Annotated in this window: 17 protein-coding genes; 6 read left to right on the top strand and 11 right to left on the bottom strand. The window is 42.1% G+C overall.

Annotation, left to right across the window (positions count from 1 at the left end; genetic code table 11):
- The first annotated feature begins 12 nt into the window (after positions 1-12).
- The 3 genes from RYH73_RS05450 to RYH73_RS05440 all read left to right on the top strand — a co-directional run bounded on the left by RYH73_RS05450 (position 13) and on the right by RYH73_RS05440 (position 4,404).
- Positions 13-888, top strand: coding sequence for a sugar phosphate isomerase/epimerase family protein (locus tag RYH73_RS05450; RefSeq protein WP_335312390.1), 876 nt, complete (start codon positions 13-15; stop codon positions 886-888).
- A 77-nt stretch (positions 889-965) separates the two neighbouring features.
- Positions 966-2,678, top strand: a complete 1,713-nt coding sequence (locus tag RYH73_RS05445; RefSeq protein WP_335312389.1) for a GMC family oxidoreductase — start codon at positions 966-968, stop codon at positions 2,676-2,678.
- Positions 2,679-2,700: 22 nt separating this feature from the next.
- A complete protein-coding gene (locus RYH73_RS05440; protein ID WP_335312388.1) occupies positions 2,701-4,404 on the top strand; it encodes an FAD-dependent oxidoreductase in 1,704 nt (567 codons plus the stop codon).
- A 481-nt stretch (positions 4,405-4,885) separates the two neighbouring features.
- On the opposite strand, the gene msrA is transcribed toward RYH73_RS05440, so the two are convergent.
- From msrA to RYH73_RS05425, 3 genes are all read right to left on the bottom strand, one after another.
- Positions 4,886-5,404, bottom strand: a complete 519-nt coding sequence (gene msrA / locus RYH73_RS05435; RefSeq protein ID WP_335312387.1) for a peptide-methionine (S)-S-oxide reductase MsrA — start codon at positions 5,402-5,404, stop codon at positions 4,886-4,888.
- A 104-nt stretch (positions 5,405-5,508) separates the two neighbouring features.
- The gene (locus RYH73_RS05430; protein WP_335312386.1) at positions 5,509-8,223 is read right to left on the bottom strand and encodes a DNA gyrase/topoisomerase IV subunit A; all 2,715 of its coding nucleotides are present in this window, start codon (positions 8,221-8,223) and stop codon (positions 5,509-5,511) included.
- 648 nt (positions 8,224-8,871) lie between these two features.
- Complete coding sequence (locus tag RYH73_RS05425) at positions 8,872-9,087, bottom strand: hypothetical protein (RefSeq protein WP_335312385.1); 216 nt, start codon at positions 9,085-9,087, stop codon at positions 8,872-8,874.
- Between the two features lie 384 nt (positions 9,088-9,471).
- Here RYH73_RS05425 and RYH73_RS05420 point away from each other — a divergent pair, with 384 nt between their 5' ends.
- Positions 9,472-11,115, top strand: a complete 1,644-nt coding sequence (locus RYH73_RS05420) for a M28 family metallopeptidase (protein ID WP_335312384.1) — start codon at positions 9,472-9,474, stop codon at positions 11,113-11,115.
- A gap of 90 nt (positions 11,116-11,205) precedes the next feature.
- Here the strand turns inward: RYH73_RS05420 and RYH73_RS05415 are convergent, their stop codons facing one another.
- From RYH73_RS05415 to RYH73_RS05380, 8 genes are all read right to left on the bottom strand, one after another.
- A complete protein-coding gene (locus RYH73_RS05415) occupies positions 11,206-12,195 on the bottom strand; it encodes a potassium channel beta subunit family protein (protein ID WP_335312383.1) in 990 nt (329 codons plus the stop codon).
- Between the two features lie 182 nt (positions 12,196-12,377).
- On the bottom strand, positions 12,378-14,255 hold the full coding sequence (locus tag RYH73_RS05410) for a RagB/SusD family nutrient uptake outer membrane protein (RefSeq protein WP_335312382.1): 1,878 nt from the start codon (positions 14,253-14,255) through the stop codon (positions 12,378-12,380).
- Between the two features lie 11 nt (positions 14,256-14,266).
- Positions 14,267-17,527, bottom strand: a complete 3,261-nt coding sequence (locus tag RYH73_RS05405; RefSeq protein ID WP_335312381.1) for a SusC/RagA family TonB-linked outer membrane protein — start codon at positions 17,525-17,527, stop codon at positions 14,267-14,269.
- 299 nt (positions 17,528-17,826) lie between these two features.
- The gene (locus RYH73_RS05400) at positions 17,827-18,492 is read right to left on the bottom strand and encodes a GDSL-type esterase/lipase family protein (RefSeq protein ID WP_335312380.1); all 666 of its coding nucleotides are present in this window, start codon (positions 18,490-18,492) and stop codon (positions 17,827-17,829) included.
- A gap of 87 nt (positions 18,493-18,579) precedes the next feature.
- Positions 18,580-19,419 carry a formyltetrahydrofolate deformylase gene (purU, locus tag RYH73_RS05395; protein ID WP_335312379.1) on the bottom strand — a complete coding sequence of 280 codons (840 nt, stop codon included), beginning with the start codon at positions 19,417-19,419 and terminating at the stop codon, positions 18,580-18,582.
- Between the two features lie 3 nt (positions 19,420-19,422).
- Positions 19,423-21,303, bottom strand: coding sequence for a DNA topoisomerase IV subunit B (locus RYH73_RS05390; RefSeq protein ID WP_335312378.1), 1,881 nt, complete (start codon positions 21,301-21,303; stop codon positions 19,423-19,425).
- 117 nt (positions 21,304-21,420) lie between these two features.
- Complete coding sequence (locus RYH73_RS05385; RefSeq protein WP_335312377.1) at positions 21,421-21,921, bottom strand: phosphoheptose isomerase; 501 nt, start codon at positions 21,919-21,921, stop codon at positions 21,421-21,423.
- Positions 21,922-22,213: 292 nt separating this feature from the next.
- Positions 22,214-22,486 carry a hypothetical protein gene (locus RYH73_RS05380; protein ID WP_335312376.1) on the bottom strand — a complete coding sequence of 91 codons (273 nt, stop codon included), beginning with the start codon at positions 22,484-22,486 and terminating at the stop codon, positions 22,214-22,216.
- A gap of 422 nt (positions 22,487-22,908) precedes the next feature.
- Between RYH73_RS05380 and RYH73_RS05375 the strand changes: the two genes are divergently transcribed.
- The gene (locus RYH73_RS05375; protein WP_335312374.1) at positions 22,909-23,595 is read left to right on the top strand and encodes a response regulator transcription factor; all 687 of its coding nucleotides are present in this window, start codon (positions 22,909-22,911) and stop codon (positions 23,593-23,595) included.
- On the top strand, positions 23,592-24,956 hold the full coding sequence (locus tag RYH73_RS05370; RefSeq protein WP_335312372.1) for a HAMP domain-containing sensor histidine kinase: 1,365 nt from the start codon (positions 23,592-23,594) through the stop codon (positions 24,954-24,956). The genes RYH73_RS05375 and RYH73_RS05370 overlap by 4 nt, the downstream gene beginning before the upstream one ends.
- Positions 24,957-24,967: the final 11 nt, after the last annotated feature.

Below are 24,967 nucleotides of genomic sequence, written 5' to 3'. Positions count from 1 at the left end.
GAAGATTTAATCATGAAAAGATTAGAAAAGAACTTGATGAGCACATTTTTTACGATCTGCTTCATCCTATACAATTTCTACTATACCGCAGCCCAATCCCTGGAAACGGTAAAGACAGATTGGAAACTCGCCATACAGTCATATACCTTCCATAAGTTTACCTTGATGGAAACCTTAGATAAAGTACAAAATTTGGGCATTCATTACCTTGAGGTTTATCCTGGGCAACCCCTGGGAGCGGGATTTGCTGATCTCACCTTTTTACCACGTTTATCAAAAGAAAATCAAGAAAGATTAAATAAAGAAGCTGCCAAACGGGGCATAAAAATCATCGCTACGGGTGTTGTAGTCGTTTCTGACGCTTCCGAATGGGAGTCCTATTTCTCTTTTGCCCAAGCAATGGGCATGGAATACATAACGGCGGAACCTGCTTTAGCTGACTGGGATCGTATTGAACAGCTTGTGAAGAAATACAACATCAAACTGGCTGTACATAATCACCCCAAACCTTCTCTTTACTGGAATCCAAAGGACTTATTGATCGCCATTGCACAACGTGATCCACGGATCGGCTCCTGTGCGGATGTAGGGCACTGGAGGCGGGAAGGTCTGAATTCGTTGGAATGTCTTGAAAAACTGAAGGGGCGCATCCAATCACTTCATTTTAAAGACATCGCTCTTACGAAGGCTTCGAAGCACGAAGAGATGCCTGATACCATTTGGGGTACGGGCATACTTGATGTAAAAGCCATGTTGTACGCCTTAAAAAAACAGCATTTCAAAGGTACGCTAGCAATAGAATACGAAAACAATTGGGATAATTCCGTTCCGGATATACAAAAAAACCTGGCGTATTATCAACAAGCGCTAAAGGAAATCAATCCATAGAAGCTACGAGCCTATAGCGGTTGTAAAAGTAAAATAGCTAAATTGCTACGCATATCATTTATAAGACCAAGATACGTATGAATATATCGGGAAAAGCGAAAGCACAGCATACCTATGATGTCATTGTAATCGGTTCAGGCATCAGTGGCGGTTGGGCGGCAAAAGAATTTTGTGAAAAAGGATTAAAAACATTGGTTTTGGAACGAGGAAGAATGGTGCAGCACCTGCAAGATTATCCAACAGCGATGAAAGATCCTTGGCAATTTACACATCGGGGGGAATTAAGCAAAACGATATCGAACAATAATCCCATTGTCTCCCGCTGTTATGCTTTTGATGAGGCTACACAACACTTCTTTGTAAAAGACCAAGAACACCCTTATATACAGGAGAAGCCTTTCGACTGGATTCGAGGTTATCAGGTTGGTGGAAAATCACTGCTCTGGGCACGACAAACGCAACGCTGGAGTGACTATGAATTTGAAGCACCGGCACGCGATGGTTTTGCGGTAGATTGGCCAATACGGTACAAGGACCTTGCCCCTTGGTACAGCTATGTAGAGAAGTTCGTAGGGATCAGTGGTACGAAGGATCGAATTCCTAATCTACCTGACTCCGAAGTTCTGCCTCCTTTTGAGATGAATGTTTTGGAAAAACATATTAAAGAGCGAATAAAAGCCACTTATCCCGATCGACACGTAATAATCGGTCGTTGTGCCCACCTTACCTCGCCACAAAAAATCCATGTCGCACAAGGACGGGGAAAGTGCATGGCTCGACATCTTTGTCATCGCGGATGCCCCTTCGGTGCCTACTTCAGCAGTAATTCTACCACCTTACCTTGGGCAGCGGCCACCGGTAATCTGACTTTATCGACAAACCAGGTGGTGGAATCTATTCTTTACGATGAGCAGAAAGGAAAGGCAATCGGTGTGCGTACTGTAGACAGCAAAACAAAACTTGTAAAGGAGTTTTATGCACGCGTTATCTTTGTTAACGCATCCGCTCTTAACACCAATCTTATCCTATTAAATTCGAAGTCGGCCCGCTTCCCCCAAGGACTGGGCAATGACAACGGCTTACTTGGCCGTTACATTGCCTTTCATAATTATCGGGGCAATCTATCGGCCACCTTTGAAGGCCTCAATGAGTATTATTATTACGGACGAAGACCAACCAGCATTTTCATGCCTTCATTCAGAAATGTCTTTAAACAGGAGACCGATTTTTTACGTGGCTATATGATTGCTTTCAGTGCCACGCGGGCAGGATGGAATCAGATGGCCGAAGGGCTTGGTGGCGACTATAAGGATCGGCTCAGCGATGCCGGCCCCTGGCAGGTCTTTATGATGATGCAGGGAGAAACTATACCACAATATGAAAACCATGTTCGTTTAAGTACTACCGAAAAAGATCCGTGGGGCATTCCCCAATTGATAACATCCGTTGACTATACGGATAATGACGTAAAACTTATGCACGATTTTCTAGAACAAGGCTCTTCTATGCTTGAACAATCCGGTTGTAAGGTAACAGCAAGGATTGACCGTAAAGATGCACCGGGACTGGATATACATGAAATGGGCGGGATACGCATGGGAAAGGACCCCAAAACATCGCTGTTGAATAAGTGGAATCAACTTCATCAATGTAAAAATGTATTTGTTACTGATGGTGCCTGTATGACCTCAACCGGTAATCAGAACCCCTCCCTTACCTATATGGCACTCACAGCAAGGGCAGTGGATTATGCGGTGAAAGCACTTCAAAAGAATAACGGAACTATTTGACCACCGGCAAGAAGAACGAATTATGAATAGAAGAAATTTTATCGCGGGTATTTCCATAGGTAGCGCATTTTTAGCCAATATCCCTTACCTATCAATGACATCGGCTCATGCGCATGAAAGGCGCAAACAGAAAGAGCTTGAGTCCGACATCGTCGTCATTGGCGGAGGCTTAGGTGGATGCGCGGCAGCTTTAGCCGCGCTGCGCCACGGATTCCGCGTTACACTGAGTGAAGAAACCGATTGGTTGGGAGGTCAGCTCAGTCAACAAGGCGTACCTCCCGACGAGCATCAATGGATTGAAACCCATGGTGCCCCCGCTTCATACCGCGCTTTCCGTGACCGGGTGCGAACGTTTTATAAACGCAATTATCCATTAACGCCCGAAGCAAAACAGCGCACTCATTTAAATCCGGGAGATGGTTCCGTTTCACGCCTATGCCATGAGCCTAGAGTGGCTGTTGCCGTTCTATTGGAGATGTTAATGCCTTATTTAAGCTCTGGTAAATTAACCTTACTTACAGATTATCGAGTTATAAAAGCCGCTGTTCATCAAGATCAGGTCAGAGCGGTACTTGTCAGGCATCGGCATGAGGGCCATGAACTTACTTTAAATGGTCATTATTTTATCGATGCTACCGAGCTCGGTGATCTGCTCCCATTAACCGGTACGGAATACGTTACAGGCACAGAATCCAAAAAGGAAACGAAAGAGCTGCATGCTCCGGAAGTTGGCAAGCCTGAAAACCAACAGGCTTTTACGATGTGTTTGGCTATGGACTATCGACAAGGAGAGCATCACGTGATTGATAAGCCGGAGCAATATGATTTTTGGCGTGATTTCATACCGAAGATGATCCCTTCTTGGTCCGGCAAATTGCTAGGTCTTTCCTATTCCAATCCTCGGACATTGCAGGCCACTACACTCGATTTTAATCCAACAGGTGAAGCGACCAATAAAGCGTTAAACCTCTGGAACTATCGAAAAATCATCAACAGGCATAATTTTTTACCCGGGACTTTTGACGGTGACCTCAGCATAATGAATTGGCCACAAAACGATTATTTTCTGGGCAACTTGATCGATGTGCCATCCACTGTATACGCGCAACACCTGAAAGCTGCAAAGCAATTAAGTTTATCTTTATTTTACTGGCTACAAACTGCCGCCCCAAGGCCCGATGGGGGTGAAGGATGGCCCGGGTTGCGTCTACGCGGTGATGTGCTGGGAAGTGATGATGGCTTGGCTAAATATCCTTACATCCGGGAATCGAGACGCATAAAAGCTGTTTTTACTGTTTTAGAAGAACATGTAGGTCAAGAAAACAGAAGCTTGGTTGCCGGGCAATCCACCGCGACAAAAGCCGCTGATTTTTTCGATAGCGTGGGTATAGGCTATTATCATATCGATCTCCATCCGAGTAGCGGCGGCAACAATTACATCGATTTCGGTTCATTGCCTTTTCAGATTCCTTTAGGTGCACTCCTGCCTGTACGCATGAAAAACCTGCTCCCTGCCAATAAAAACATTGGCACGACACATATCACGAATGGTTGTTATCGTTTGCATCCCGTGGAATGGAGTATCGGAGAAGCCGTTGGTTTGTTAAGCACGTATGCTATTCAAAAGAAATTAACCCCTCATCAAGTCAGAGAAAGCAAAAAAATATTAACCGATTTTCAAGGTTTTATTCGGAGTAACGGGATAGAAACCGACTGGCCCGACTAAAAGATAGATGCCGACTGCTGTAAAAATAAAGCGGATATCTCACGACAGCCGCTTTACACTAACTAAACTAAACAACTATATAAACAATCTATATAGATATCTTTAATAAACCAATCATATTAAGTGGTGCAAACTTTATTTAATAAAAGAATCCGGTTTCTATATCGTATGATGAAACCGGAAACTTTAACCAACCAAACCTAACATGAACCATGTTATTTCTTTAAACGATCAACCCTTTTATTTAGAACGATTATTGATAATGCAAGTATAAACTTTATTTAGAACAAGTACAAATAATAAAATGATTTATCTAGTATCTTTTTCATTATCAATAGCATTCATTCAAAATAAATGGGGCAGACGCCTGGTCATAACTAATTTTAAACAAGCTCCAAAAAAAATGCTGACTCCAACTTCTACAGTTGAAACCAGCATTAATTTATATATATCGATGGTAAATACCCGATTGACCGGTCAGTTAAGCATTTTCCAAGCTTTTAAGGAATTTCTGCAATTTCGGTTGTATCACTGCTGAGCAATAGGGATTACCCGGGTTGTTATTAAAATAATCGTGATGATAATCTTCTGCCTCATAAAAAGTTGTTGCCTCCGTCACTTCAGTCACAATCGGCTTATCATAAACATTCTCCTCTGTCAGTTTATTGATCAGCGTTTCTGTATCGAATTTTTGTTCCGGACTGTGATAAAATACGGCCGAGCGATACTGTGTTCCAATATCATTCCCCTGTCGGTTCAACGTGGTTGGATCATGCGTTTTAAAAAATATACCTAATAGTTTTTTATACGAAAGCTTATCAGGATCATAATCAATCTGTACCACTTCAGCATGGCCCGTTTCACCCGTACAAACTTCTTTGTAAGTGGGATTGTCTTTATGACCACCCATATAGCCCGGCAGTACCGAATTTACACCATCAAGCTGCTGAAAAATAACTTCTGTACACCAGAAGCAACCTCCTCCAAATGTTGCCTTCATATCCTCATAAAATTAAACCTGCTATCTATATATCAATTTATAAACCAAACTACGCGATGAACGCTTCATGGTACAACTTATGACCTAAAACTTACAGATATACACTAAAAAAGCGATTGTTGTCCGCTGTCATCTAAATCGATGTCCTCCGGATTGGTAATTTCCAAATCGATTTTTGGCTTTGGCTTTTCGGCTTCTGCAGATGTAGTGGCAGTTTCCGACACCGTTTCCTGTGTCTCCTCCATTGAACTCGTTGCGTCTTCCACTACTGGTTTCTCCTCTTTTTGTTCGACCCGATATTCCTCCTCCGCTGATAGTAAGGTTACCTTCTTAACCTCGTGTGTACTGAGACGGTTTCCTTGCGCCTTCATCCCTTTTACATCAACAATTTCGTTTAGTGCTTGCTCAATGGTTTCAGGGACCTGTGTTTTTCCCTTCAGTACATTCAATCGAACCATAGGCTCCTTTCCATTGGTAAGAAGCAATAATTTAGAACCGGCGTCCTCATTAATGATACTGGTTGTTTTTCCAATGGGGGTATTTTCAAATGCAAACCTTTTAACCAGGTAATTACCACTTTTTCCATCAATATGTATGGCCGTAAAAATTTGCTCCGGATTATATTTTTCCATCCGCAACATCTTCGGATCAAAATGGTTAGTCAATTCAAAACTACTTAAACTATAGGTACCATCCGGCATAACGATCAAAATACGGTCCTCTCCATCAAACTCACCTAAATATTTTCCTCTGCCATCTACATTTAAGCGATTCAACACATCGTCGAACCAAATTTTACGTCCCGCCAAAGTCGATACACCTTTTGATTTCAAGAGAACCTTCTTGATGGGGTACTTACTGACGATATTACCTTGAGACCCCCTCCCTTTAATGGCTATTTCGGCAAAATCCAGGTCAAACTGTAATTTTCTAAGTTTTGAATGCGGTTTCAGCTGTACGTTAACGATCTCGGCCTCACCATTGGGATTCGCCGTAAAGTAAAGTACTTTTGATCCTTTACTTCCTTTGGTCAGATCATATTCTTTATCCCTCGTTACTCCCAATATTGAAAAACGTTTGACATAGGATGTACCCGTTTTTGCGTCCCGATAGATCATATTATACACCGTACGTTCATCTCCTTTTTTGAAGACACCGACGTGAATGATATCCTTACCAACAAATACCTTATCCTGCACTTTGGTAACCAGACAAGTACCATTTTCCAAGAACGTAATAATATCATCGATATCGGAACAATCACCTACATATTCATCTTTCTTTAAACCCGTTCCGACAAAACCGTCGCTACGATTTACATATAATTTGACATTGGCCAACGCAACCTGCGCCGCTTCGACTTTCTCGAATATACGAATCTCCGTTTTCCGTTCACGTCCTTTAGCGTATTTATCCTTTAATTTTTGAAACCAAGCAATTGCATAGTCGGTTAAATGCTTCAGGTGATATTTAACTTCTTTGATTTCTTCTTCTAAGGTTTTCATCTGCTCATCTGCCTTTTTCACATCAAAACGAGTGATGCTACTCATCGGCTTATCGATCAACCTTTTATAGTCTTCCGGAAGTATCTCACGATAAAAACGATCAAAGAATGGGGTAAACAAGCGATTTAAAACATCTACAACAATCTCAAAATTGCCTGCGTTCTCATAATCAGGATGTTTATACATCCCTTCCTGAATAAATATTTTAAGCAATGAACTGAAGAATATCTTTTCTTGCAACTCGTTTAAGCGGATTTCCAGTTCCTGTTTCAGTAAGCTTTTTGTCTGCTTGGTGTTTTCGATCAGCACCTCATTGACACTCATGAAGTGCGGCTTATCATCGCGTATAACACAGGTATTAGGGGAGATGGAAACTTCACAATCCGTAAAAGCATAGAGTGCATCTATCGTTACATCCGGTGAAATTCCCGGCGCTAAATGCACAATAATTTCTACCGTTGCTGCCGTATTATCTTCTATCTTTTTGATCTTAATTTTACCCTTATCGTTCGCGGCAATCACACTATCGATTAAGCCGCCCGTTGTGGTTCCAAAAGGAACTTCGGTAATCGCTAAGGTCTTTTTATCGCGTTCTTCAATACGCGCTCTTACTTTCACCTTTCCACCTCGTAAACCTTCATTATAGGCGGACACATCAGCCAATCCACCGGTTGGAAAATCCGGCACCAAGTTGGGGCGTCCGCCACGGAGAACTTCAATCGACCCATCTAATAGTTCTATAAAGTTATGGGGCATTATTTTCGTTGCCAGACCAACGGCAATACCTTCCGCCCCTTGGGCCAATAGCAGTGGAAACTTGACGGGTAGGGTAACCGGTTCGCGATTTCTGCCATCGTAACTCAATTGCCATTCTGTTGTATCCGGATTGAAGATGACATCATTTGCAAATTTACTTAAACGTCCTTCGATATAACGCGGTGCTGCCGCCGAATCTCCCGTGATGGGATCGCCCCAGTTACCTTGACAATCGATGAGCAGATTTTTCTGCCCGATCTGAACCATCGCATCTCCGATGGAAGCATCGCCATGCGGATGGTATTTCATAGTGTTACCGATAACATTGGCGGCCTTGTTAAAACGGCCATCATCCATCTCCTTTAAGGAATGGAGGATACGGCGCTGCACTGGCTTCAAGCCATCGTTGATATGAGGCACCGCACGATCAAGTATAACATAAGAAGCATAGTCCAAAAACCAGCTTTCGTACAAGCCCGATATTGGAATGGTTTGGTTATGGCTCAATTCTTCGTCATTATTTCCTGAAAGTTCGTTATTATCTATTTCTTCGCTCATTTTTTACAGCCTTTAGGTATTCGCTTTTTATTTTCAATGCATCTTTTAGTAGGTATAACTTCTCAAAATAACGCATTATATTCTTAAGCGCTGTAAAAATACTAAACATTTTGGTATTTTAGGATAGGAATTATGGGCAGCAGGTTAGCATTTGAAAAGGAACTTTTATTTAGTTACTTTTATTCGTTATTGGTTGTTTTAAAAGGCACTCATGCTACTTCGTGGTTTTTTCGCTAATTAATTCTTTTTAAAGGAGCTCAAGCTTTTTCAAGGTCCGTAAAAAGTAACCAAAACCGACCTTAGGAAGCTCATGAACACCTTTGAAAATAAGCAATGTGTGAATAAACTCATCGCTTGGAACTTTGCTACAGACAGACGTAACATCACATCCGGCCCCTTAAAAAATTGAAATTTTATTTGATAAAGTCATAACAATCCAAAACGTTAAATAATAATTAGGAAATATGGGAGCTCCGTTGGTCGGTTTTACTTAAAAAATAGAACGATTATTTTAACTTCTTTCTTTCTCCGCGAAATAAAGAAGCAAAGAAAGCTCGCCGCTTTAAAATTTACAGGAACGGATCGTGCCTCCCGGTGCTATTTGTAAATTTTGGAGGCGGCATTTTTTAGAACGTATGGCTTTTACTTTTAACCGGACGTATTATTATCTTTAGCCCTAATATAGCCCTGCGCGTGGGTAAAACGGCCTTGGAGGATACCGAAGCAACGAGCAGCAAAGCATTTGCATCGCTGATCATGTTGCACTACCCAAGCGGATTGAGGAAGTGAAACGGCTCCGATACGCGCCATGAATGCTTTGCCATCAGATGCAAGGTAGCCTACACACGCCTTGATTTTGCTCAACTTTTATCAAGAAAAGTTGAATAAAATAATCGTTCCTTTAATATAAACAATTCATCTATGTGTTAAATTGATCCCTGTTAGGTCAGAAAGCCGATAGTCCTATTAAATTTATACCAACACCCAGGGATACTTTTGCTTTCCCAATAAAAATAGAGCCTCTTATAGCCGAGAACCTCCTTTTTTGTCCAGAAAATTTATTTTGGTGTGACGTAAAATAAAATTGACTAAAATAAACGTTTTTAATACAAACACCATCGTAGATGCTAAAAGCGAAACGCCTGTTTTAGTGAAAAAAGCCAACAATCGCATTCCTTTATTTGTATCCTATAACTGAATGGGCTAAATTTAAAACCTGAATTCAGGTTAAACTTAATTTTTTACAACATGAAGAAAACGGTATACGCATTAACGCTCGCAATTCCTTATTTATTTGCCTGCAATAGCGGAGAAAAGGGAACAGTGGCAAGCGATTCAACAGCCTTTAAGCAAATTGAGGAAACAAGCCTGGCACAATATGTAAAGGACCTATCAAGCGATAGTCTTGAGGGCCGGAAACCTTTTACTAAAGGAGAAGAAAAAACCATTCAATACATTGAACATGCCTTTGAAGACATCGGTCTTGAGCCTGGAAATAACAATAGCTTTTTTCAAGAAGTACCGATGGTAGAGATCAACTCCAGTCCGAAAGAAATGCTGTCATTTGCAGGCACTAAAGGAAAAGTAGACTTCAAAATACTAGACGATGTTGTGTTAGGCAGCCGAAGGGTTCAACCTCTTATCGACGTTAAAAATTCGGATGTGGTATTTGCAGGGTTTGGTATTGTAGCACCTGAATTTAATTGGAATGACTATGAAGGGCTGGATGTAAAAGGGAAAACAGTGGTGGTGATGGTCAATGATCCCGGATTCTATAATAAAGAGCTCTTCAAAGGGGAAACCATGACCTACTATGGTCGTTGGACCTATAAATTTGAAGAAGCAGCCCGACAAGGGGCGACGGGCGTGCTGATTATTCATAATACAGATGCAGCCAGCTATGGATGGAATGTGGTAAGAAGCGGTTGGAGCGGTCCACAGCTCAACTTGCAAACAGCCGACAACGGTGCTTCCAGATGCGCTTTTGAAGGTTGGTTAACAGCCGATGCTACCAAAAAGCTTTTTGATTTGGCCGGCGTATCGTTGGATGTATTGGAACAGGCTAAAAAACCTGGATTCAAGGCAGTTGACCTAAAGCTAAGTACCGGTACCACCATTAAGCAAGAAACAAAAAAATCCATGTCAAACAATGTGGTAGCAAAATTAACGGGAAGCAAACGTCCGGATGAATACATTATTTATTCTGCGCATTGGGATCATTTAGGTATTGGAGAAGCCATTGAAGGCGATTCCATCTATAATGGGGCAGTTGATAATGCGACAGGGGTAGCTGCTTTATTTGAAATTGCCAAAGCCTTCAAGGCAGCCGAAACGGCCCCTGAACGTTCGATTTTATTTATTGCTTTAACGGGAGAGGAAGAAGGCCTGTTAGGATCTGAATTTTATGCAAGTCATCCGATTTATCCGTTGGCGAAGACGGTAGCAAACATCAATATGGATGCTTTAGCTCCCATTGGTCGTACAAAAGACCTGATCGTAACCGGGTTGGGGCAATCGGAGATGGATGATTATGCAGCGCGCGCAGCGAAGAAACAAGGAAGAACGATCAAGCCCGACTCCAATCCGTCCGCCGGGCATTTTTTCCGTTCAGACCATTTCAATTTTGCGAAGGTTGGTGTGCCTGCTTTATATCCAAGTACGGGTGATGATGTGCTGGGACAAGGAGAGAAGGTTGGCCTGGCCCAGAAAGATGCTTACAATGAAAAACGTTACCATCAACCAGCTGATGAATTTGATGATTCGTGGAAACTGGACGGCATGGTAGAAGACTTGCGTTTGTTCTTTGATGTAGGTTATACATTAAGTCAGGAAAGCAGCTTCCCGAAATGGAAAGAAGGGTCGGAATTTAAAGCCGCCGGCGAGAAACGATAGTTTTGAGTTGCCGGTTGTGGGTTATCAATTGCGTGTTGAATATCATTTAAAAAACGTCGCATTTTGTGACCGACAGCTGGCAACTTCCTATTAATATTCGGGTAATAACGGCGCGGTACCCATGATATCATCTATTTGCATCAATAATTCCGGCGTTAATTTCGGAAGGATTTCTAAGGCCTCTAGGTTTTCCCGAAGCTGGGTATCTTTTGTAGCACCTAGAATTGCGGTTGTCACATTTGGATTGGCAATTGTCCAGGCGATGGAAAGCGTTGCTAAGCTTGCATTCAATTCATCGGCTACTTTTTTCAGGTTCTTAACGGTCTCAAGTTTTTGATCGGTATATGATTTATCTTTTAGCCATTCGTACCCTTCCAATGCCAAACGAGATCCTTCCGGAATGCCCTCATTATACTTTCCCGTTAATAAACCAGAAGCTAAGGGGCTCCAAATTGTCGTTCCCATACCAAGGTTACGAAAAATAGGCAGGTAATCAACTTCCACTTTTTGTCGGTGAAATAAATTGTACTCAGGTTGCTCTACGGCCGGCGGTTCGAGATTCAATTTGGCTGCCACGGCATGGGCTTCCACGATTTCCGCTGCGCTCCATTCGCTGGTTCCCCAATAAAGGACCTTCCCCTGTTGAATTAGGGTATTCATTGTACGAACCACTTCTTCCATTGGGGTATTTTTATCGGGGCGGTGGCAATAAAATAAATCCAGGTATTCAACTTGCAACCGTTGCAGCGCTTCGTGACACGCTTCGACAATATGTTTACGACTAAGCCCATATTGATTTGGCTTTTTTTCGGGACCTTTCCAGCCGAAAAAAACTTTACTGGAAACAACATACGAAGAGCGCTCCCAATTTTTTGCTTTTAACACCCGTCCCATCATTTTTTCTGATTCGCCGCGTGCATAAACCTCTGCGTTATCAAAAAAGTTAATGCCCGCCTCATAAGCGATCCCCATCAGGCGATCACTTGAACCATCGTCCACCTGTCGGGCAAAGGTCACCCAAGAGCCAAAGGATAGCGCGCTTAGCTGTAGACCAGTACGGCCCATTCTTCTATATTCCATAGGATAATTGTTAACTGATTTCATGTAAAACTAACGAACAATGAAGAAAGTTTGAAGAAAATTGAAAGAAATTAGCGGATACGCCAATCTGAAAATCAGTCAATTCATTGAATAGAGAAAAGGATCACCAGGTCGAATTAGTGACCCGATGATCCTTTTTTAATACCGGTTATTATTTCAGGTTAATAGCCCGGATTTTGCACCAATTTTCCATTTCGATTCATTTCATCACGATGGATGCTGATAAAATACATTTTGTCTAACCACTGACGATTTTCGATGCCTGGATCGAGTTCCGACGGTGTATAGGTATAATTGTAATTTTCCGGATCGTACTTATAAACGCGTACTTGTTTGCCTTCTTTTAAGGTTCCGAAGATGCGAATGATTCGAATTTTGTTTCCCAATGTCGTAGGCGCAATCATCCACCTTCTAGTATCGAAGAAGCGATGTTCTTCGTAAGCCAGTTCTACTCGCCTTTCATTTCGGTATCGCTGCCTTAAAGCGTCACCGGATTCCGTGACTGCCGGCATCCCCGCGCGGAAACGGATTTTATTTAACCAATTACGCGCTTCACCATCCTCTCCCAACTCAATACAAGCCTCTACATAGTTCAACACCGCCTCGGTGTATTTCAACACCGGCCAAGGAACAAACTGGCGCGTATTCTGATCAACCACAGCTGGATCCGGGTCAGTAAACTTATGAAAGTAGTAGCCGGTATGGGTTCCGTTCCAATCCTCGACAGGACTGTTCCGTGTATCTAAGCCATACTGCGTAACAACCTGTCCAGAGGCATTGACCACCTGATATTGCCCTGTTTGAATCTGATTGTTTGGATCGCGTCCTTTCACATCGTCTGTACGTGGTTTCCAATCAGAGCCATCGTGTAAAATAGTTGCATACATACGCGGATCTCTATTCTGATAAGGCGCAGCCTTATGTTCCGGATTATCCCAACTGAATCGTGAGCCATCAATCATCTCATAATCATCTACCAAGTTTTGTATCGGTGTATTCCCTGCCCAGTTATGGTAGCCATTCGGACCGTTATTTCTACCTAACCAATTTCCTGCTTCATCTTTGAGATCGACAAAAAATCGTCCCAGCAATATTTCACGCCCGCCATCACTGGCAACCGCTCTACTACCGCCACCTAAAGACAGTATGGTATAATTTTCTGTTCCTTCTTCTGGACTGGCAGGTTCCGCTAAATCCAGTTTATAGGCAAAAGCTGACTGGTCCACGACCGCCTTCGCAGCATCTTTCGCCTTCTGCCAGCGCTCCATTCGATTTCCGCTTACGTACCCGAGGTATTCCTTATTGCTATAACCCGCGATAATGGGCGACTTCCCGGAAGCTGTTGGTATATCGTGCAAATCACTGGCAGCATAGACGAGCACACGCGCTTTCAGGGCCATCGCCGCCACATTCGTGGCTCTACCAGTGCTCGCTGTAAGCCCATTTAACAAATTAATCGCTGTATCGCAATCGGCTACAATAAAATTGACGCATTCTTCATAAGTATTACGAGGAAGGGTGTAATCGGCCTCGCCTAGCTCGTAAGGACGATCAATGAGGGGTACCGCTCCATAAAAACGTAACATTTGCTGATAATAGTAGGCTCTTAAGAAGTGTGCCTCTCCTTTCAAACGTTCCACTAAGTTGTTGGTATTTTCAAATTGGGGCGTTGCTAGATTTTTCAAGGCAATGTTTGTTGCCCGAATACGCATATACAAGGAGTCCCAGAGATATGTTTTCTTGATCATCCCCTGATCAGCAGGGTTTGAGCGAGATTCCGTAATGGTATTGATTCCCCTACCTGGGTGGGTAAACATCGATTCATCTGTCATGGATGATTGCATCTCTTCTTCAAAACCACCCTGCCCGATTCCATTATACATTTCCAATATAAAAGCCTCGGCCAAACCCGCATCACTCCATACCACTTGTTGCGGCACTTCGGTCAATGGATCGGTATTCAAAAAATCGGTTTTACAGGAGACTATTCCCAGTAAAAACAAGGCTATGACACCTAATATTCTATATGACTTCTTCATAATTTCTTTCATTAAAAGGTTACCGCCAATCCTGTATTAATAATGCGTGATTGCGGATAATACTGTCCCAATACATTGGTCGACTCGGGATCATAGGCTTTCATCTTACTAAAGGTCAGTAAATTGAATCCGCTTACATATATTCTTAAATTACTGATACCCACTTTTTCACCAATCGTAGTAGGAAGTGTATACCCCAACTCGAGATTCTTCAAACGAATGTAATTGGTACTTTGCAACCAGTACGTATTGTTATAGGAATAGTATTGATCACTACGATCCGTAATACGAGGGTGTTCACTGCTTGGGTTATCCACCGTCCATCTATTTTCGTAAAACTCCAATAAATAGTTACCAATGGCACCCGATTCGTCCGAACCTACACGAAGTTCACCACCCATCGCTCCTTGGAACAGAATAGTCAAATCAAAGTTTTTATATTGCATGCCGATGTTTAGTCCGCCTTGGAAAGTAGGCTGTCTGTTTTTATCACGACGAACCCGATCATCCGGAGTAATTTTCCCATCACCATCAAAATCCTGGTATTTCATATCTCCCGGACGTAAATTGTTGGTGATTGCGCTATAATCTAAGGTATTGGCAGCAATATCGGCCTCATCCCGGAATACACCATCATAAATATAATACAGCTGCGCATCCGTCACCCTTCCTGTGGTACGTTGCCATTCCGGCGCACCTGGCGCTTCATCCCAAAACTTGATTTTGTTTTTGGTATAGCCACCATTCACATTGATATTATACTTAAAGTCGCCTGCCGAACCGTTGTAACCAATGTTGAATTCCCAACCCTTGTTATCCACTTTTCCGATATTCTCTGCTGGTAAAGTCATACCCGTACTTTGTGGTATGGAGGCGTTTCGTTGCCACAAAATGTTCGAACGTTTATTCATAAATACATCGAACTCAAAATTGATCTTTCCATCAAGGAGTTGCCCATCCAAACCTAAGTTATAATTATCCGCAACCTCCCAAGTTACCATGGTGTTCGGAACCCGCGATTCATAAAGTGATTTAACCAATAAACCATCTACAATATAGGTACCATAGCCATACGTTGAGTAATATTGATACTCTTGTAATTTAGCATCATCCTCTAAATATTGGCCTTCTGCGTAATTGTTTTTAAAGTATATATTATCATTACCCATCCGACCCCATGATCCGCGTAGCTTTAAATAATTGATAAAAGAGACATTCTCTTTCCAGAAATTCTCTTCCGAAATCCGCCAACCTGCAAGCAAGCCCGGGAAGAAGCCAAAGCGACTGTTTTCAGGGAACATATAAGAACCGTCGTACCGCCACAGAAATTCAGCAATATATTTTTCCTTATAGTTATAACCGACCCGTCCGAAATAATTAAGTCTTGCTCGTTTCCAAGCGCCACCATTGTTATTTTTCTCCCGTTCGCCACCCGCGATCAACTGATCGATTGCGGTGGAAATGAAATAGCGTCTATACGCATTGAAATTGTCATTATCAATCGTTTCTCGGTTCACCCCAGCCATTACGTTGAAGGTATGATCACCAAAAGAGCGATCGTAATTTAACACTCCGCCAAGCAGTATATTCAATTGATCTTCATTGCCCTGTGTGAGACGAGGATCTGCCGGCCCCCGTCTACCGCGAACGAGTTGTGGTGTTACACCATCTTGCTCATAAGCACCTTGCCAAGTGTAGAGGTCCCAAGGAGTTTCCCACTTTTTAGATTGCTTGATGTATTTATCAATTGCGGCGGTACCGGTGAATTTCAACCCTTCAACCCAGGGAAAAGTAATATCAACCTGGCCGTTTGTCTGAAAGAAGTACTGCTTATTATTGTCGTAACCCGTTTGATCAGTTGTGATGACCACTGGATTTTCTCCATTTTCAATATCCGGACCAGGCATACCATTGGGCCAAAAAGCAGGCATAGTTGGGTTACCACGCATAAGCATTCTAAAGATTGTTCCCGCAGATTTGGTCGGATAATTTCTGTTTTCCTGACGTCCGAGTACGCCGATTTTCGTTGTTACATATTTACTGATCGTTGCATCAAGATTGATCCGAAGATCGTATTGCTTATATCCGGTTGCTGAATTTTTATAATAGCCATCCTGATTTTGATAACCGATTGATGTTAAATACTTGAAGTTCTCGGATCCACCCGTCAACTGTACATTATGCCGTGCTTGAGGTGACCAATTTTTTAAAGTAGCATCATACCAATCAGTATTTGGATGACCCCAAGGGTCAGATCCGTCTCTAAATTTCTCAAAATCGGCCGGAAGAAAAGGGGCCGTAAGAACCGATCCATTCGTTCGGGTATAGGAACCGGTTTCCCTAAAGGCGGTGTTCGCCCCCTGCCACTCACTTACAGGGAGTTTAAAAACCTCCAATTCATTCCGCATTTCCGCATATTGCGCTGCATCTGCCAATTCAGGAATAACGGTAGGTTGCGCAAAACCTTGGTTGTAGGTATAGGATAATAACGGTCGACCGGACTTACCTCTTTTGGTCGTGACCAAGATAACCCCGTTGGCCGCGCGCGCTCCATAAATAGCCGCCGCCGCATCTTTCAATACCGAAATATTGTCAATATCAGCGGGATTCAGACGTTCGATCCCTCCCTGCCTGGCCGGTATACCATCAATAACAATTAGTGGGCTGCTATTTCCTAAGGTATTGGTTCCACGAATTTTAATATTAGAGCCATCTCCCCCGGGTTCGCCACTAGTTTGGGTGGCAATTACACCCGGCATCCGACCTGCCAATGAGTTGGATACATTGAGCGAAGGCGACTTCACCAATTCTTCGCTCTTCACCGATACCACCGAACCGGTAACAGTTTCCTTTTTCTGCGTTCCGTAACCTACCACAACTACCTCATCGAGGTTGGCCACATCATCTTGTAAAGTAACCGTAACTGATTTGCGATTGTTTACAGGTTCTTCTAGCGTTTTATACCCCACCATCGTGAAGACTAAGGTAGCATTGGCGGGAACGCCATCTAGACTAAATTTTCCATCAACATCGGTTGTTGTACCCTTTTGTGAGCCTTTCACCAAGACACTTACCCCCGGAATCCCCTCATTGCCTGTCATGGAATTGACCTTTCCGGTGATTGTTGATTGTTGTGTAACGGCCGAGAGCTTATCTTTCACTTCCCTCGCTAGCCAATTGGTTTTTGCAAAAGCTTCATCAGGTGCATGAAATCCTGCCACCAAGAGAGCCCCGCATAATACACGCTTAAAATCACTTCGACTTAAGTTCATAATAGCTGGTTTGTTTATGATTGTTAAAAGTTTATAATTGTATTAATCACAATTATTTTGCGCAATTAATAGAATCATATGTAGTTTATTTGGTTTTTGTAAATTCTAATAAAGTTCTAATTCGGTTGCCGTAAACATAAACAATGATCTTATAGGATGCAAGAAAAAATTAGAAATTGTGTATAAGTTACAATAAGTAATAAAAAAGTGCTTCTGCCTACAGGGGGTGAACAGCAGCGAAATCGAGCAAAAAAAAAGCGATTCGCCAAACGAATCGCTTTCTCTAACGGAAGTCATCTCTAGTTTAGATAGGGCGTTAATACCTCCTGCCAACGGTCATATCCTTTTGCGTTCAGGTGTAACCGATCCTCTTTAAATAGGGTATCGTCCGGTTTTCCATCTGCTCCTAATACCGTGGAGGCCACATCTATATAGGTACCCTCCTTTTGTTTCTTAAGAAATTTCTTTATTTTTTTATTAGCTGCTTTCACCGTAGAAAATCCCTTTGTTCGACTGTTACTATATTTAATGGATAGGAAATAAATGGGTGTAGTCGGTTGCTTTTCTCGGATCAGTTTCCAGAGCTCTTTAAAACTCGTAAAAACCTCTTCCGCCGTTTTTCCACGTTCAATATCATTTTCACCTGCATATATGAAGATTTTATCTGCTTCGTAAGGATAGACAATGGCATCCATATAATAGGCTGGAAAGTGTGCCAGTTGACACCCCCCTACTCCTCTTTTGATAATCGGCTTGTCAGGGAAGCGCTCTTCTAAATCGCTCCAAAGGCGAATAGAGGAACTCCCAATGAACAGGATGCCATGCTTTGGTGGCATCTGTATCGAATCTGCCTTTTTAAAAGCAATGATTTCATTTTCAAAAGGATAGGTTTCTTTTCCCTGTGCCTGTGTTTTTATCGCAAATGCGATCAATAAAATACTTGCTATAAATTTTAAGGTTTTCATTTTTTTATTTGCTATAGACTGAATATCGTAGCGATTAAACAGGCAAAAAATAAGCTGTACCTATTGATATCTTCACCAAAAATACGACTATTCAAAAACTACGGTTTTATTGCCTGTTACAAAGACACGATCTTCGATGATCAACGACAGTGCTTTGCTTAAAACGGCCTTTTCTATCTCTTTTCCAGCTTTCCGCATATCATCCGCTGTATATGTATGATTTACCGGCTTAATATCTTGTGCAATAATAGGTCCCTCATCTAGATCATCTGTTACGAAGTGCGCGGTAGCACCAATAATTTTCACCCCTCGAGTATATGCCTGCTGATAGGGGTTCGCACCAATAAAAGCTGGTAGAAATGAATGATGAATGTTGATGATCCTCCCGTGATAATGGGCAATGAATACCGGGGATAAAATACGCATAAATTTAGCCAGCACTACATAATCGGGGTTATAGCTATAGATCAATTTGTGCAATTCCTTTTCAAACTCATCTTTCGTTTTCCCTTCATGACTTACATAATGATAAGGTACATTGAATCGCTCGGTAAAAGACCTTAAGTGATCATAGTTTCCAATGACACAACATACATCTGCACCCAGTGTGTTAAAAAAATAGCGAACTAAGGTATCGCCCAAGCAATGGGGTTCTTTCGTCACCAATATGGCAAGACGTTTCTGTTTCGGCGGATTTACCTTTACAGAAGCACCTTTAGGAAGGATAACGAGCAGCTCCTCCATTAAATTTTCGGGATCAACAGATTTTCCCATACAAACGATACGGGAAAAGAAACGTTTGGTGCTCTCGTCCACATATTCGCGCATGGTGATGATATTCAGACCTTGTTTCGCTACAACGTGTGCAATAGAAGAAACCAAACCGACTGCATCTGCGCAATGTACAAGTATCAGCGTTTGTTCCATTCCTTAAACGGCCTCTTTCAATTCGTCTGCAGCCCTTTCAGCGGCCGCTTCCTCTTCTAAGACGTCTTGTTCAACACGGAGGTTATTCACGATATGTTTTTGTCTATCCGGTGTATTCTTACCCATGTAGTACTCGAGTAATTGTTGAATTTTCTGATCTTTGGATAAGATCACAGGATCAAGACGCATATCCTTGCCAATAAACAGACCAAACTCATCCGGTGAAATTTCACCAAGACCTTTAAAACGCGTAATTTCAGGTTTTCCACCTAATTTAAGAATTGCGCGCTGCCGCTCTTCATCACTATAGCAATAAATCGTTTCTTTCTTGTTTCGAACACGGAATAAAGGTGTTTGTAAAATAGAAACGTGCCCTGCCTTTACCAGTTCCGGAAAGAATTGCAAAAAGAAAGTCATCAGTAAGAGTCGTATGTGCATGCCGTCGACATCTGCATCCGTTGCAATCACAATATTATTATAACGAAGACCGTCTAATCCGTCTTCGATATTGAGTGCATGTTGCAGTAAATTGAACTCTTCATTCTCGTATACTACCTTTTTCGTTAAACCGAACGCATTTAAAGGCTTGCCCTTTAAGCTAAATACGGCTTGTGTTTGCACATCCCTGGATTTAGTGATTGAACCGCTTGCCGAATCACCTTCAGTGATAAACAAGGTAGTTTCTTGATTGCGTTCGTTTTTATCATCATAATGCACTTTACAGTCGCGCAACTTCCTATTGTGCAGCGAAGCCTTCTTTGCCCGTTCATTTGCCAACTTTTTAATGCCGGCAATATCTTTGCGTTCGCGTTCTGACTGTAAAATCCTTTTCAATAAGGCATCAGCCGTATCGCCATGTTTATGCAGGTAGTCGTCCAAAGACTTCTTAACAAAATCGTTAATAAAAGTACGCACCGTCGGCCCATCAGGTCCGATACTTTGTGAGCCTAGTTTCGTCTTTGTTTGCGATTCGAAGACAGGTTCCTGTACTTTAATAGCAATTGCTCCAATAATAGAAGCGCGTATATCGGACGCATCAAATTCCTTCTTATAAAATTCGCGTACTGTTTTTACAACTGCCTCTCGGAAGGCTGCCTGATGTGTCCCGCCCTGTGTTGTATGCTGACCATTGACAAAGGAGTAGTATTCCTCTCCATATTGTTGTCCATGCGTCAAGGCAATCTCGATATCTTCTCCTTTTAAGTGAATAATAGGATAACGCATCCCTTCTATATCGATGTTGCGCTCCAATAAATCGCGCAAACCATTCTCAGAAACGAACTTTTGCCCATTGAAATTGACGGTCAACCCCGTGTTCAGGAATACATAATTCCAAATCATATTTTCAACGAACTCGGGTCTATACTTATAATTTCTGAAAATACTATCGTCGGGAATAAACGTAACGGCAGTACCATTTCGTTGGGCAGTTTCCTTCTCTTCGTCTTTTAAAAGCTCCCCTTTACTGAATTCAGCAATACGTGTACGTCCTGCTCGATAAGACTGTACCGTAAACGAAGAAGAAAGCGCATTGACAGCCTTCGTACCCACACCGTTCAGTCCTACCGACTTTTGGAAGGCTTTGCTATCGTATTTTCCGCCGGTATTGATCTTGGACACCACATCGACAACACTTCCGATGGGAATACCACGTCCGTAATCACGTACGGATACTTTTAGCTCGCTGACACTGATATCAATGGTTTTTCCCGCCCCCATTACAAACTCATCGATGGAGTTATCGACCACTTCTTTCAAGAGCACATAAATCCCATCGTCGTACGCCGAACCATCGCCCAGCTTCCCTATATACATCCCCGGCCGTAACCGAATATGCTCTTTCCAGTCGAGCGACCGTATACTATCTTCGTTGTAATTTGTCATTCTTTCCGTTGTTAGTTATTTGTATAGACAAACGCACCTATTTACTATCCGTATATAGATTCAGTTGTTCGCTCTCTAAAAGACCAATGACGAAAACGAACAACTGATAACCAAATGCTATCTTCCAAAATCATCCTGCACACGCACGATATCGTCTTCATCTGAAGGCTTATCGACATCGGTATGCTGCCATATTTCCGCCAATACGCCCCATCCATCTAAACCAACTAAGCGATGACGTTCACCTTTTTCCAGTTTAATAACATCGCCGGGATGCTTGGTTTTCACCTCGTTCTCAACATCCGTATCGCTAATGACGACGCCCACATCGCCCTTAATTACTTGCCAGATCTCTGCACGACGGTGGTGATATTGCCACGACAGACGTTTTTGCGGTGCAACTACTAATATTTTTGGGCTTAACTTCCCCGATATTTTTAAATCCTGTACATTCAGACCGTCAAAGTATGTATCGGCAAATTGTTGTGCTTGACTTTCATCGATGACGAAAAACCCACCCCATGGACGTGTTTGATCTTGTTTATCAATGTTAAAGCCCTGTTCTTTAAGTGTTTTTTCTATTTCGGCAAAAATTTCCTGTTTAGCTATGTCTGTCATGGTTTTTATTTTTTGCTAAGATAATGAGTTTTTTTTGAATAGCAATTGGCTATCAGCTTCACAGGCTATTCACTTTATCACATCACGTCCAAAACGTTAAATAATAATTAGGAAATATAGGAGCTCCGTTGGTCGGTTTTACTTAAAAAATAGAACGATTATTTTGTCACTTTCTTCCGAAGAAAGTAACCAAAGACTCGTCGCTTGGAACTTTGCTTTAAACGGTAATGCATCAACGTGCAAACCGCAAATTTCCTAGGCGACATTGTAGCAGAACGTAGGGTTTTTACTTTTAACCGGACGTATTATTATCTTCAGCCCTAATATAGCCCTGCGCGTGGGCAAAACGGCCTTGGAGAATACTGAAGCAACGAGCAGTAAAGCATTTGTACGTCTGTTCATATGGCAATATGCAAGCGGATTGAGGAAGTGAAACGGCTCCGATACGCGCCATGAATGCTTTGCCATCAGGTGCAAGGTAGCCTACACGGCCTTGATGTTTATTCGCTAATGTTTGTTTTCGAAGGAGCTCATGAGCTCGTCGTAAACTCCTCGGTTGCTTCACTTTGCATCGAAGGTAAAGTGAGATGAAATTAAAGAAAATAAAAATATGACTAAAATAATCCTTCCTTCAATATAAACAATTCATCTATGCGTTAAATCGATCCCCTATTTTAGATCAGAAAGCCGAGAGTCCTATTAAATTTATACCAACACCTGGGGATACTTTTGCTTTCCCAATAAAAATAGCGCTTCTTATAGCCGTGAACCTCCTCGTTTTTGTTCCCAAAATTTATTTTGGACAGGTGTACAATTGGCTATCAGCTTCACAGGCTATTCACTTTATCACATCACGTCCAATTCACCATTCATCGTTTAAAAGAGTGAATTTTCACCTAACCATTTAACTAGTTAATCCCCATTAGAATAATCTAATTTGATTTAAACACCCAATATGATTATTTTGCATAATACAAAAGGGAGTACATGGTAAAAATATTGCTGATAGAAGACGATCATCGTCTTGCTAGTTTTATTCGCAAAGGATTGGAAGAACAACTTTTTTCCATAACGAATGTTTCGAATGGTTATGAGGCCCTGGCTGTGACGCAAGACATTGACTTTGACCTGATCATACTTGACATTATGCTTCCTGATATATCCGGCTTCCAGATCTGCACCGTTTTGCGTGAGCGAAAGATCACAAGTCCTTTAATTATTTTAAGTGCGTTGGATAATCCGGAAGAAAAGGTAAAAGGCCTGCAAGCGGGGGCGGACGACTATTTGGGGAAGCCCTTCCATTTCGAAGAACTTTTGGCGCGGATCAATGCGCAATTAAGACGAAAATCCTTTGAAAAAGGGATTCTTGATATACAAAAGTATGCGGATCTCGAAGTAAATATTGCAGAGCAGGGGGCAAAACGTGCCGGGAAGAATATTTTATTATCACCTCGCGAATACAAATTGTTGCTATTCTTACTAAATAACCGAGAACGGGTTGTTTCCCGCACACAAATTGCGGAAGCGGTATGGGATATACATTTCAATACGCATACGAATGTGGTTGATGTATACATTAATTATCTGCGCAACAAAATCGACAAAGGCTTTGCCACCGCGCTCATACATACCGTAAAAGGGAGAGGTTACATGCTCAAACAAAAAGAAGAATGACTTTGAGGCTCAAATTGGCATGGAACTCTACCCTTATTGTTACTATTATTTTAGGAATCACATTTACGGGTACCTTTCTCCTATTTAAGCAGCATGTCCGACACTCCTTTTTCCAACAGCTACAATCACGTGCATTTACCGCCGCTTTTTTTCATTTGGAGAAGGATGAATTAAATGCGCAAAAATATGAATTAATTGAGCAGCGATATCGTGAAATTCATCGGGAATCGATTCGATTTTTTAATAAAGAGAATCGCATGGTATTCGAGTATGATACCCTCCGATATGAAGTACCGAGCGATGTACTCGACCGAATAAGACGAAGGAATGTCCTCTATTTCACAGACCATGAACGGCAATTTACAGGTATTTTCTATCGCGATAATGAGGGTGATTATGTGGTGGTTGCGTCAGACATAGATACCGCTGGTTTGGCTCAGTTGGATAAATTAAAACGCTATTTGCTAATCTCGCTCTTATTGGGTGTTTGTTTGAGCTTCTTACTCACGCAACTGTTGGCAAAACAAACTTTTCGCCCCTTCTCCCAGCTGATTCGTGACGTAAATTCTATTTCTGCTAAAAATCTGCATGCACGACTGGCTGTGACAACCAAAGAAAAAGATGAGCTAACGGCCCTGACCGAAGCTTTTAATCTCTTCTTGGTGCGACTGGAAAAAGGGGTCGATAGCCAACGTAATTTTTTAAAACATGCTTCGCATGAGCTGAAAACACCGTTGGCAGCAATTATCAGCAATTTAGAAATTACCTTATCGCGTCCGCGAACAGAAAAGGAATATCAGGAACAGATGCATTCTTTGCATATTGACGCCCTTCATATCAAATCGATCTTGGAAGGCCTGCTGACTTTATCGGGTTTGGAAGCGTCTTCCAACATATCATTTGCCCCACTCCGCGTGGATGAACTTTTATGGGATTTACTCGAGAAAACAAGTATTACCAACCCGCAAGCGCTCATACAAATCGACCTACAGCAAATCGAACAAAAACCCCATCTATTAGAAGCAAAAGGTAACCGTGATTTGCTGATGATTTCGCTAGGCAATCTGATAGACAACGCACTTAAATTTTCGGACAACCAACCCGTTTCTGTCCTGCTGACTGCGCATGAAAATCGGCTCCGGCTAATCATAAAAGATAAGGGAACAGGAATAGAACCAAGCGAACTGACGCAAATCTTTACCTTATTTTACCGCAGTCCAAAAAAACAGAGCATCCCTGGACACGGCATTGGCTTGCATTTAAGCAAGCAAATACTCGACCTACATCATATCGAAATTTCAGTGCGTTCAGTGCTCGGAGATTACACGGAATTCACCTTATTATTTCCCACTTTTAGGTAAGTTGGCAAAAT

This window comes from Olivibacter sp. CPCC 100613, from assembly GCF_036959255.1.
GTDB lineage: Bacteria > Bacteroidota > Bacteroidia > Sphingobacteriales > Sphingobacteriaceae > Olivibacter.
Note: the sequence above shows the minus strand (reverse complement) of the source record. Positions and strands in the feature narration are given on the sequence as shown.